This is a genomic window from Microbacterium sp. USHLN272 (assembly GCF_037149655.1).
GTDB classification, from domain to species: domain Bacteria; phylum Actinomycetota; class Actinomycetes; order Actinomycetales; family Microbacteriaceae; genus Microbacterium; species Microbacterium galbinum.
Window position 1 is genome coordinate 268661 of the sequence record NZ_JBBCRA010000001.1, and the last position, 11628, is coordinate 280288.

Sequence of the window (11628 nt, forward strand, 5' to 3'; positions counted from 1 at the left end):
AGCCTACGCCGGTGGGCGGGGGCGGGAGTGCCTTCGTGCAGCGATCAGCTGTTATAGAGGAAGGGGAGGGTGAACGCTCCGAACGCGAGGAGGCTGATGAGCGAGATCGCGATCGTCAGCACGCCGATACCGAGCACGACGTACCCCAGGATGAGACCGGCGAACGCCATTCCGCGTCCGCCGACGGTCGGGTCGTTCTTCGTCTTCTTCAGCGCCATGTGCCCGGTGATCACCGCGGCGATGGACGCGAGCGCCGGGAGGAAGAGCCAGCTGAACAGAAAGCTCACGATGCCGCAGACGAGCGAGGTGATCGCGAGTCCGCTGGTCGGACGCGGTGCCGGGTAGACGGGATAGGGATTCTGCGCGTAGCCGTACGGCTGGTGGGGCGCGCCGTAGCCGGGCTGGACCGGCGACTGAGGCTGCCCATAGCCGGGGGCGGCAGGTGCGCCGTAGACGGGAGCGGCTCCCGGGTACGCCTGGGTGGGCTGCACGGGAGGGGCGGGCGGCGGAGTGTACGGCGTTCCGCCGGCTGGAGGGGGAGTGGTGTTGTCGCTCACGCGGAGACCCTTTCGTCGAGATCAGGCTCCCAGCCCGCTGCGCGGGTGTCAAACGCCGCGCGCCCGACTCGGGGGAGCATCCTCGGTAGGATCGGTGTCGGTTCGGATGCCGGATCGTCGTGAACAGCGGGAGTGAATGAACATGAGTGAGCAGCGCGTCGTCCTCGTCACCGGAGGCAACCGGGGCATCGGCCGATCGATCGCCGAGCGATTCGTGCGCGAGGGCTATCGCGTCGCCGTCACCGCACGCAGCGGCGAGGGCCCCGAGGGCACGCTCACGGTGCGCGCGGATGTGACGGATGCCGCCGCGATCGACGCCGCGTTCACCGAGGTCGAGGAGAAGCTCGGCCCGATCGAGATCGTCGTGGCGAACGCCGGCATCACGAAGGACACGCTGCTCCTGCGCATGAGCGAGGACGACTTCGACAGCGTCATCGCCACCAACCTGGGCGGCACCTTCCGCGTGGTCAAGCGCGCGTCGAAGGGGATGCTGCGTGCACGCTTCGGTCGCGTCATCCTGATCTCGAGCGTCGTCGGGCTGTACGGCTCGGCCGGCCAGATCAACTACTCGGCGTCGAAGAGCGCCCTCGTCGGTTTCGCGCGTTCGCTGACGCGCGAACTCGGCAGCCGGGGCATCACGGCCAACGTCGTCGCTCCCGGCTTCATCGAGACCGACATGACCGCCGAGCTGCCCGAAGACACCCAGAAGCAGTACAAGGCCAACATCCCCGCGGGACGATTCGCGAGCCCCGACGAGGTCGCGGGCGTCGTGACCTGGCTCGCGGGTGACGACGCGGCGTACATCTCGGGCGCCGTCATCCCCGTCGACGGCGGCCTCGGGATGGGCCACTGACGCACTTCGCGCTGATCTCCCCTCGATTCTCCGAGCGGTCTCGCCGCTGACCGCGACCCGACGGTCGGTCAGCGGGCGACGGCGGCGAGGATCAGTTCGCCGAGGCGCTGGGGCACCGTGAACTGCGGCCAGTGACCGGAGCCGACTCGCACGACCTCGATGTCGTCGATCGCGCTGTACTCGTCGCCGTAGGGACCCCAGTCGGAGATCTCCGACTCGAGCGTCTCCTGGTCGAGTCCGCCCATCAGCATCGTCACCGGCACTCCGAAGCGCGCATCGCCCTCGAAGGCGATCGCGTCGGTCGGCACGCGCGCGGGGACGCTCTTCGCGGTCGGCGCGGTGCGCGCACGCGTGTCGGCATCGAGATCGAACACGTCTTCATCGGGAAAGAAGTCCCATCCCGGGAACGGCACGACACCGTCGACGACCTCGAACTCGCTGATGCCGTGACCGGGCGGCGGCGGAACGGTGTCGACGAAGACCACGCGGGAGACGCGGTCGGCGCGAGCGTTCGCCGCGCCCCAGGCTACGTTTCCCCCGCCGCTGTGTCCGACGACGACCACCCGCTCTCCGGGGAGCTCGTCGATCTTCTGCGTGACGGCGTCGACCCAGTCGGCGATGCCGATGTCGGCGGATCGGGTCGCGGGTGCTCCGACGCCCGGCAGGGTCAGAGGGTGCACGCGATGGCCCGCGCGCGTCAGCACGGGTGTCACGTCGTTCCAGCTCTCGGCATCGAGCCACAGGCCCGGGATGAGGATGATGTCCATGGGCCGACGTTAGCGCCGGCCTCCGACATCCGCGAGGGGGTCGCAGAACACCACCGAACCCCGCGGGGCCGATCAGGGGAGAAGAGCGATGACCTCGGCGAGGTCCTGCGGTCCGACCACGAGGCTCGCCGCGTTGCGCACGGCGGGCTTGGCGTTGAAAGCGAGTCCGAGGCCGGCCGCCGCCATCATCTTCAGGTCGTTCGCCCCGTCTCCGATCGCGATCGTCGCGTGCCGGGCGACACCCAGCTCGGCGGCCCACTCGAGGAGCGACTCGGCTTTGGCTGCGGCGTCGACGATCGCGCCGTCGACCTCGCCGGTCAGCGCCCCGTCGGCCACGCGGAGCCGATTGGCCCGCCAGCGATCGACGCCGAGGGTCGGGGCCACGTCGTCGAGGATCTCATGGAACCCTCCGGACACGACGCCCACGACTCCGCCGCGTGCGTGCACCGCGGCGGTCAGCTCGCGCACGCCCGGCGTGGGCTCGATGCGCGCGAGAACGCGGGGGAAGGCATCGACCGAGACGCCGCGGAGCGCCGCGACACGGGTGCGCAGGCTCTCGGCGAAGTCGACCTCGCCGCGCATCGCGGCCTCGGTCGCGGCCTGCACCTCGTCGCGGCGCCCGGCCTCGTCGGCGAGCAGCTCGATCACCTCGTTGCGGATGAGGGTCGAATCGGCATCGAGGACGACGAGGAAGCGCGCAGGGGTCACGACGTCGAGCCTACCGAGCGCGGACGTCGCCGCCGGACGGATGACGCTCAGCGCTCGATGTACAGTCCCTTGCCGACAACCGTGATGCCCGTCTCGGTGACCGTGAACCCGCGGGCGAGATCGCGTTCCCGATCGACGCCGACGGTCGCACCGTCGGCGAGCACCACGTTCTTGTCGAGGATCGCCCGATGCACGCGGGATCCGGCTCCGACGTGCACGTGGTCGAACACGACGGAATCGGTGATCGTGGATCCGCCCCCGGCGAGAGTCCACGGACCCACCACGCTGCGTTCGAGGTGCGTTCCCGACAGCACGGACCCCAGCGAGACGATCGAATCGATCGCGTTGCCGATGCGGCCGACCGAGTCGCGCACGAACTTCGCGGGGGGCGAGTTCACGGTCTGCGAGTGGATCGGCCAGTCGGTGTTGTACAGGTTAAACACGGGCAGGGTCGAGATCAGGTCCATGTGGGCGTCGAAGAACGACTCGATCGTTCCGACGTCGCGCCAGTAGGAGCGATCTCGCGGCGAGGAACCGGGCACCTCGTTGCGCTTCATGTCGTAGACACCGGCCTCGCCGCGCCCGACGAAGTAGGGGATGATGTCGCCGCCCATGTCGTGGCCGGAGGTCGGGGACTCGCCGTCGGTCTCGACAGCCGCGATCAGAGCGTCGGCGTCGAAGACGTAGTTGCCCATCGAGGCGAGCACCTCGTGCGGTGCGTCCGGCAGACCGGTGGCATCGGTCGGCTTCTCGAGGAACGCACGGATCCGGCCCTGATCCTCGGGATCGGTGTCGATGACGCCGAACTGCGATGCGAGAGCGAGGGGCTGGCGGATGCCGGCGACGGTGGCCTTCGCGCCCGAGGCGATGTGCGCGTCGATCATCTGCCGGAAGTCCATGCGGTAGACGTGGTCCGCGCCGATCACGACGACGATGTCGGGCTTCTCGTCGTTGAGCAGGTTCATGCTCTGCAGGATCGCGTCGGCCGAGCCCGAGAACCACCGCTTGCCGAGGCGCTGCTGCGCCGGAACGGAGGTGACGTAGGAGTCGAGGAGCGCCGACATGCGCCACGTCTGCGAGATGTGGCGGTCGAGGCTGTGCGACTTGTACTGCGTGAGCACGACGACCTGCCGCAGGCCCGAGTTGATGAGGTTGGAGATCGCGAAGTCGATCAATCGGTACTGTCCGCCGAAGGGCACCGCGGGTTTCGCGCGATCGGCCGTGAGCGGCATGAGTCGCTTGCCCTCGCCGCCGGCGAGGATGATGCCGAAGATCTTCTTTGGAGCGGACATGGCTCCACCTTAGGTGCGATCCGGCCCGCTGTACTAGCGTTCAGACATGCGAGTCGAAATGATCACGAAGGAGTATCCGCCGGAGATCTACGGCGGTGCCGGGGTGCACGTGGCCGAGCTCGTGGCGGCGCTCCGCGAAAGCATCGACGTGAGCGTCCGCGCCTTCGGTGCGCCGCGCGACGAGCGGGGTACTGCCGCGTACTCCACGCCCTCCGAACTCGCCTCCGCGAACGCCGCGCTGCAGACGCTCGGAACGGATCTCGAGATCGTCGCCGCGATCGGGCGCGCCGACGTCGTGCACAGTCACACCTGGTACGCGAACTTCGCGGGACACCTCGCCGCGCAGCTGCACGGCATCCCGCACGTGCTCACCGCGCACAGCCTCGAGCCGCTGCGCCCGTGGAAGGCCGAACAGCTCGGCGGCGGCTACGCCGTGTCGAGCGGCATCGAGAAGCTCGCCTACGAGAACGCCGCGGCCGTGATCGCCGTGAGCGCGGGCATGCGGGCGGACATCCTGCGCAGCTACCCGCAGGTCGACCCCGCGAAGGTCCGGGTGATCCACAACGGGATCGACGTCGAACGCTGGCGCCCCGTGCAGAACCCGGAGTTCCTCGCATCCGTCGGTATGGACCCGAACCGTCCGTCGGTGGTCTTCGTCGGGCGCATCACCCGCCAGAAGGGACTCCCGTATCTGCTGCAGGCCGCGCGGCTGCTGCCGCCCGAGGTGCAGTTGATCCTCTGCGCCGGAGCTCCCGACACCCCCGAGATCATGGCCGAGGTGCAGGAGGGCGTGCGGTTGCTCCAGCAGACCCGCGACGGCGTGATCTGGATCGAGCGGATGCTGCCGCGCGACGAGCTCTCGGCGATCCTCACCGCCGCCACGACCTTCGTGTGCCCCTCGGTGTACGAACCGCTGGGCATCGTCAACCTCGAGGCCATGGCCTGCGGTGCGGCCGTGGTCGGCACCGCGACCGGAGGCATCCCCGAAGTGGTCGCCGACCGCGTGACGGGTCGCCTCGTGCCGATCGAGCAGGTGCAGGACGGCACCGGTACCCCGGTCGACCCCGATCGGTACGTCGCCGACCTCGCGGCCGTGCTCACCGAGGTGGCCATGGATCCGGCGCAGGCGCGGGTCTACGGCGATGCCGGACGGGACCGGGCCACGCGCGAGTTCAGCTGGTCGTCGATCGCCGACGCGACCCGCGCGCTCTACGCGGAGCTCACCGCCTGAGCCGATAGGCTGGTCGCATGCCGATCGCTCTGGATTTCACCGATGTCGTCGTGCGCCGCGACGGGCGAAACATCATCGACCACGTGACCTGGCAGGTCGCGGACGACCAGCGCTGGGTGGTCCTCGGACCCAACGGCGCGGGCAAGACCACGCTGCTGCAGCTCGCCGACACGCTGATGCACCCGACCTCGGGAACCGTGACGGTGCTGGGCGAGACCCTCGGTCGCACCGATGTGTTCGAGGTGCGCCCGCGCATCGGCTTCGCCTCGTCGGCGATGGCCAAGCGCGTTCCGCGCGACGAGACCGTGCTCAACACCGTGCTCACCGCCGCGTACTCCGTGCTCGGGCGCTGGAACGAGGATTACGAGGACATCGACGAGCGCCGCGCGCTGCGCGTGCTGGGGGAGTGGAAGCTCGACCACCTCGCCGATCGCACCTTCGGCACTCTCAGCGACGGCGAGCAGAAGCGCGTCCAGATCGCCCGCGCCGTGATGACCGACCCCGAACTCCTCCTGCTCGACGAGCCGACCGCCTCGCTCGACCTCGGCTCGCGCGAGGAGCTCCTCGCCCTGCTCAGCGGCTACGCCTCGTCGCCGACGACTCCGGCCATGCTCATGGTCACCCACCACGTCGAGGAGATCCCGGTGGGATTCACGCACGTCATGCTGCTGCGTGAAGGGCGCGTGGTCTCGGCCGGTCCGATCCACGAGACGCTCACGGCCGAAGCGCTCACCGAAGCGTTCGGCATGCCGATCACGCTCAGCAGCGAGGACGGACGCTACGCGGCTCGCGCGGCATCCTGATCCGTCATCTGATAAGATCGACCCTTGGTGCACTCTGCACCGCAGACTTCCCTCGTCCCTGGCACAATCCAGGGCAGCAACTAAGGAATCCCATGAAGACTGACATCCACCCCGAGTACAAGGCAGTCGTGTTCCGCGACCTCGGTTCGGGCGAGACCTTCCTCACCCGCTCCACCGTCTCGAGCGACAAGACCATCGAGCTGGACGGCGTGGAGTACCCCGTCATCGACGTCGAGATCTCCTCGGCCTCGCACCCGTTCTACACGGGCAAGCAGCGCATCATGGACTCGGCCGGCCGCGTCGAGAAGTTCAACCAGCGCTTCAAGGGCTTCGGCGGATCGTCCAAGTAAGGACCCCCGCCTCGAAGGCCCCGTTCTCCTCGGAGAGCGGGGCCTTCGTCGTTCTCGCGACGACGTGCGTTCACGTCGTCGGCATCCGCCGAGCGACGGACATGCTCAGCGGATGCGTCGACCGTGCGCGAGGTCGATGAGACGGCTGAGCACGGGGCCCGATCGCAGCCCGTTGTGCTCGTGCTCGCTCGTCTGCCACAGGTGGACGCCCGGCAGCAGCTTCGCGGTCTCGAGCGAGAACTCGTAGGGCACGTACACGTCGTTCACATAGACGGCGGCGGCGCCGGTCGCCTCGGACGCGGCGATCGCCGAGGCGTCGTACACCGAGGGCCACTCGAACTCGGCGAGCTCGAGGGCGACGTCCCGCCAGGGCTGGAAGGCCGGCACCGTCTCGGTCCATTCGCGGCGGATGTGCTCGCCGGTGAACAGCGTCGGGTCGTCGCGGAAGTCCGCGGGCTCGGTGCGCTCGGCCGACCACCGCGTGGCGTGGCCATCGGCGTAGCTGGACTCGTGGAAGGCGAAGTAGAGCGGGTTGCGTCCGCCGTAGGGCATCGCATTCATGAGGTCGTAGCGGAACGCGTTCTTCCTCGGATCCGATTCGAGAAGCGACCACACCGTCTGCCATCCGGCATCCGTTCCGAGGGCCGACCCGAAGGAGCGGAGGCGGGAGACCGAGACGACCTCGCCGTCGGGGAGCACGATATCACCGGCGGCCGCACGATCGACCAGGCGCCGCATCGCGTCGCGGTGCTCAGGAAAGCGCCGGTAGTAGCGCTCCGAGGCATCGCGCATCTTGTCGTAGCAGAGGGCGTAGACGTCGTCGGGGTGGCGTCCGATCGCGCTCAACCCTCCCGTGATGAACACGTCGGTCAGGGAGTCGGCGTCGGTGGAGAGGTAGGCGAGGGTCGTGAAGCCGCCGAAGGACTGGCCGAGCACGCTCCACTGCTCGGCGCCGAGGTGTTGGCGCATCGCCTCGCAGTCGCGCACGATCGCGTCGGCCCGCAGATGGGTGAGGTGCTCGGCGACGACCGAGGAACCGAGTGCCAGGTCGCCATCGGAGACGGCAGTCGAGCGCCCCGTGCCGCGCTGATCGAGCAGCACGACCTGATAGTGCGCGAGTGCCTCGTCGAGCCAGGCCGGCGAGGTGGCGGCGTGGAACGGGCGGGGCGCCTCGCTGCCCGGGCCGCCCTGGAGGAACACCAGGTAGGGGAGCGTCTCGCCGCCGGGACGTGAGACGACGGCGGCGAACACGTCTATGGTGCGGCTGTCGGCGGGATCACCCCAGACGAGGGGGACGGTGAGCGTGTGCTCTTCGACGGTCAGATCCAGCAGGCGGCGCACGACGGTAGTCACGTCTTCGATCCTATCGAGCAGCGGCCTAGGACGAAGGCGCAGCCGGTGCTACATCACGTTGCCGATGTAGGAGTACTTGACGAACACCTCGGCGGCGATGCCGGCCTCCTCGAGCACCCCCTGCACGGCGCTCATCATGTAGTTCGAGTCCCAGCCCATGTAGAGGTGGTGGCCGTCGGTGAGTTCGTCCCACTGCCCCTTCCAGGCCATGCCGTCGTAGATGGGGCCGCCGTGCGCTGCCGAGTACGACAGGGCGGCGGCACGGGTGTCGGTCCAGGCGCGACGCAGGACCCGGTTGAAGAGATGCTTGACGTCGTACACCTCCCACCGCTCGCCGCGGTACTCGACGTAGTCGAACTCGCGCTCCCAACCGGCGGGCCAGCCGCGACGGCGGACGGCGTCGAGGATCGGGGTCAGTCCGTCGTCGTCGATCTCGGGCAGGGCCGGCCGCGCCCAGATCTGCAGCAGCTCGGCGGTCAGGCGCACGGTGCGGGCCGTGATCGCCGCGGTGTTCCACTGGTCGATGGCATCCAGCTCCCGAGTCGCGGCGACGCTGCTCCGCGCGTAGGCATCCGCGCGCTTGACCGGGAACGAGGCGCCGAAGACGCTCTCGGTGAGGTGCTGTTCCAGCAGCGTCAGGTTGCCCAGCGTCGGGGCGAGCGCGCGGTGGCTGTTCTGCTCGTCCTCGCTGTACTCGCTCCACGTGCGCGCCCCGTCCCCCGACCAGGCGTCGCCGGGGACGGTGGGCACGATGTGCTCGACGTCGAACTCGAGGGGATCCTCGACGCCTTCGAGTCGGCCGAGCACGTAGGCGGCGTAGGGGAGCTCGCTGTACTTCAGCACCGCGCTGACCCGCTCGTCGGAAGGGGTGATGCGTGCGAATGCGCGAGCCAGCGCCTCCCGCCCCTGCGAGCGGGCGCGGCAGAGCCGGGCGACCAGGCGCTCGTTGGGCAGGTTCACGAGGGTGCGGCGCAGGTAGAGCGCCTGGATCCATTCGAGAGTTTCGATCAGTTCGTCGCGCTCGATGACCCCGCGGGAGTGGTCGCTGTAGGCGCTGAGCAGGAGCGGGTAGGCCGCCCTGCCGAAGGTGTTCACGAAGCGCAGCTGTCGGGCGATCTCCGGATCGCTCTCGAGCGAGGGGTCGAGGAGGATGCCGTAGATCTCGGCGTAGTGGCGCCAGACCTCGGCATCCGCCTGCAGCCGCTCCGCATCGACCCGGGGGAACGAGTGGCGGAAGGCGCTGTAGACGCCGTGCTCGCCGTTCGCCGCGAGTTCGCGCCCGGTCGTCATCACGAGGTAGTGCCGCCAGAATGCGCCGATCGTCTCACCCGTGTGGCGTTCGATCGGCAGCCAGAACCGGGCCTCCACGTCGAGCTGCTCGGCGTGGGTGAGCCCCATCAGGATGTAGTTGTGGATGAGCTCGTGGTCGCGCAGGGGTTCACCCGTCGAGTTCAGGCTCTCGAAGATCTGCTGCGCGTTCGCCTGCGCGCCGAGCGTGATCGACACGTGCTCGAGTCGCTGCAGCCCGCGCCAGATGCGTGCCACCTCGTCGGCGTGCACCTGACTCCGGAAGAACGCGTAGTTGTCATCGAAGCGGGATTCCCGGTCGGCGTCGTCGCGCCGATCGAGCACGACCGATTCGTACAGCCCGGCCCAGGCGTCGTGCGGGCGCAGCTTGGTGCGGGACGGATCGTCGGCGCGCACGAGAACCCTCTCGAGCTCGGCGGCGAGCTGCGGGTCGGTGCCCCGCACGCTGTGGTGCAGAGCGGCGATGAGAAGGGTGAGCGTCGTGATGCGCTGCTGCCCGTCGATGAGGATCAGGTCGTCGTCGGTCGCGCCGTCCTGCGCGGAGAGGATCGAGCCGATGAAGTGACGGTGGGATTCGTCGGCGTCCGCCACGGAGCGGATGTCGGAGAGCAGTCTCTCGCACCCGCCGATGTCCCACCGGTACTGCCGCTGGTACACGGGGACGACGATGGTGGTCGACCCCGCCGCGAGCCACTCGATCGTGTTGACTGCTGTCGCCTCGACGTTGGTGGCGGTGCTCATACTGGTGTCTCGTCCTCCCGTAGCGCGCGATGTCGAGGGTGAACCCGGCACCGTTTTCAGTCTATTCGGTTATTCACGGTCGCCTCCGAAGCGTACGCACGGCTCGCTGTTAGGCTTGCCTTATCAGGGCCTGTTAAAACGTGCTGGCCCCCGATGAAAGGAACATGACTCGATCATGGGATACATCAAGTCCAAAGCGCTGGAGGAGAAGGGCTTCGTCGTCCTCGACAGCTACAACCAGGAACTCGACCCCAAAGAGTGGCTGGACATCGAGTACAACGACTGGAAGTCCTCGGGCGACACGCGATTCGCGCCGCTCGCCAGCGCCTTCGGAGACATCGAGTGCAACGGCTTCTGGAACCACAAGCCGCCGCGCACCGACAAGGACGGCGTCTGGATCGATTCGCAGACCGCCAAGGCCCCGAACCTCACGCGCCGCGCGCAGGAGCCCGGTGCCAACGTCGGGCGCTGCCGGGTCATCGAACTGCAGCCGACCCCGTACGGCGACTGCCTCTACAACCTGCACCAGGATGACAACAACCGTCTGAACCCGGACGGCACGGGCTGGGTCGTGCGCGGCTTCTTCAACCTCACCGACGACAAGGACAGCTACTTCGTCCTGCGCGAGAACCGCACCGACCCGAGCATCGAGTACCGCATCGCGCTTCCGGCCGGCGCGCAGCTCATCGTCGACACGCAGCGCCTGTGGCACGCCGCGACGCACAACGGGACCGAGCCGCGTTACTGCCTCATCACCTCGTGGACGTCGGGTCCCGAGCTCGACGCGTACATCGAGAAGTACCACGGCACCGACGACGTTCCCAACGTCGAGGTTCCGCAGGAGGTGCTCGAGCACGGCTACGCCGAGCAGGCCCGCAAGGATGCCGCGCGCGCCGCGTACTACGCCGCCAAGGGCCAGCAGGTCAAGCAGGCGATGAGCGAGGCCTGATCCTCTGCACCTCGGAGACCCGTCTCCACGAAAGGCCCCGGTCGTCGCGACCGGGGCCTTTCCCGTGGAATCACATGCTTGTGATTTCCAGGATCGTGGGCGAGAATGGGCGCATAACCGCATATCGTCGCTGATTTCAGTTCAGGTCGTTGGGGAAGACGCACCTGATGAAACGGAGAGATCATGGCGACGGCTTACGCACGCGGAGTGGTGTACATCCACTCGGCGCCTCGCGCGCTCTGCCCGCACCTCGAGTGGGCGGTGGGTCGCGCTATCGGGCGTGCGGTGAACTTCGACTGGGCCGACCAGCCCGTGCTCGACGGCGCGCGCCGCGCCGAGTTCTACTGGGATGGCCCGGTGGGCACCGGCGCCGCTCTCGCGACCGCGATCCGCGGGTGGGAGCACCTGCGTTTCGAGGTGACCGAGGATCCGACTCCCCGCAGCGACGGTGGACGCTGGCTGCACACCCCGGACCTCGGCATCCACTACGCCCAGACGGATGCCGCCGGCAACATCGTCATCGGCGAGGATCGCATCCGGTACGCGATGGAGATCGCCGCCGGCAGTGCGATCGAGCTGCAGCGCGAGCTCGACGTCGCCCTCGGCTCCGCGTGGGACGACGAGCTCGAGCCGTTCCGGCACGCGAGCGACGACGCCCGCGTCGTGTGGCTGCACAAGGTCGGCTGACATGCCGCCGACACACAGACCTGGAGCGC

Annotated in this window: 12 protein-coding genes; 6 read left to right on the top strand and 6 right to left on the bottom strand. The window is 68.5% G+C overall.

The window, feature by feature from the left end; all coding sequences use genetic code 11:
- Positions 1–44 precede the first annotated feature (44 nt).
- Positions 45–557: a DUF4190 domain-containing protein gene (locus WFJ97_RS01330; RefSeq protein WP_336640221.1), complete on the bottom strand. Its 513-nt coding sequence runs from the start codon at positions 555–557 to the stop codon at positions 45–47.
- Positions 558–699: 142 nt separating this feature from the next.
- Here WFJ97_RS01330 and WFJ97_RS01335 point away from each other — a divergent pair, with 142 nt between their 5' ends.
- On the top strand, positions 700–1410 hold the full coding sequence (locus tag WFJ97_RS01335; protein WP_336640222.1) for a beta-ketoacyl-ACP reductase: 711 nt from the start codon (positions 700–702) through the stop codon (positions 1408–1410).
- A 68-nt stretch (positions 1411–1478) separates the two neighbouring features.
- Here the strand turns inward: WFJ97_RS01335 and WFJ97_RS01340 are convergent, their stop codons facing one another.
- The 3 genes from WFJ97_RS01340 to glgC form a co-directional block, all read right to left on the bottom strand.
- Positions 1479–2177, bottom strand: a complete 699-nt coding sequence (locus WFJ97_RS01340) for an alpha/beta fold hydrolase (protein WP_336640223.1) — start codon at positions 2175–2177, stop codon at positions 1479–1481.
- Between the two features lie 72 nt (positions 2178–2249).
- Entirely contained in the window at positions 2250–2885 is a 636-nt protein-coding gene (gene serB / locus WFJ97_RS01345) for a phosphoserine phosphatase SerB (protein WP_336640224.1), read from the bottom strand.
- A gap of 47 nt (positions 2886–2932) precedes the next feature.
- Positions 2933–4177 carry a glucose-1-phosphate adenylyltransferase gene (gene glgC / locus WFJ97_RS01350; protein WP_247622277.1) on the bottom strand — a complete coding sequence of 415 codons (1245 nt, stop codon included), beginning with the start codon at positions 4175–4177 and terminating at the stop codon, positions 2933–2935.
- 46 nt (positions 4178–4223) lie between these two features.
- Between glgC and glgA the strand changes: the two genes are divergently transcribed.
- From glgA to WFJ97_RS01365, 3 genes are all read left to right on the top strand, one after another.
- Complete coding sequence (glgA, locus tag WFJ97_RS01355; RefSeq protein WP_336640225.1) at positions 4224–5408, top strand: glycogen synthase; 1185 nt, start codon at positions 4224–4226, stop codon at positions 5406–5408.
- A 17-nt stretch (positions 5409–5425) separates the two neighbouring features.
- Positions 5426–6211, top strand: coding sequence for an ABC transporter ATP-binding protein (locus WFJ97_RS01360; protein WP_336640226.1), 786 nt, complete (start codon positions 5426–5428; stop codon positions 6209–6211).
- Positions 6212–6303: 92 nt separating this feature from the next.
- Entirely contained in the window at positions 6304–6561 is a 258-nt protein-coding gene (locus tag WFJ97_RS01365; RefSeq protein WP_021200734.1) for a type B 50S ribosomal protein L31, read from the top strand.
- 105 nt (positions 6562–6666) lie between these two features.
- Here WFJ97_RS01365 and WFJ97_RS01370 read toward each other — a convergent pair whose 3' ends face one another.
- Together WFJ97_RS01370 and WFJ97_RS01375 are read right to left on the bottom strand one after the other, a co-directional pair.
- Positions 6667–7914, bottom strand: a complete 1248-nt coding sequence (locus WFJ97_RS01370; protein ID WP_336640227.1) for an alpha/beta fold hydrolase — start codon at positions 7912–7914, stop codon at positions 6667–6669.
- Between the two features lie 48 nt (positions 7915–7962).
- On the bottom strand, positions 7963–9963 hold the full coding sequence (locus WFJ97_RS01375; RefSeq protein WP_336640228.1) for a DUF262 domain-containing protein: 2001 nt from the start codon (positions 9961–9963) through the stop codon (positions 7963–7965).
- A gap of 175 nt (positions 9964–10138) precedes the next feature.
- On the opposite strand from WFJ97_RS01375, the gene WFJ97_RS01380 reads away from it, so the two are divergent.
- Both WFJ97_RS01380 and WFJ97_RS01385 read left to right on the top strand, forming a co-directional pair.
- Positions 10139–10912, top strand: coding sequence for a hypothetical protein (locus tag WFJ97_RS01380; protein WP_247622282.1), 774 nt, complete (start codon positions 10139–10141; stop codon positions 10910–10912).
- A 183-nt stretch (positions 10913–11095) separates the two neighbouring features.
- Complete coding sequence (locus WFJ97_RS01385; protein WP_247956294.1) at positions 11096–11599, top strand: DUF3145 domain-containing protein; 504 nt, start codon at positions 11096–11098, stop codon at positions 11597–11599.
- Positions 11600–11628 lie beyond the last annotated feature (29 nt).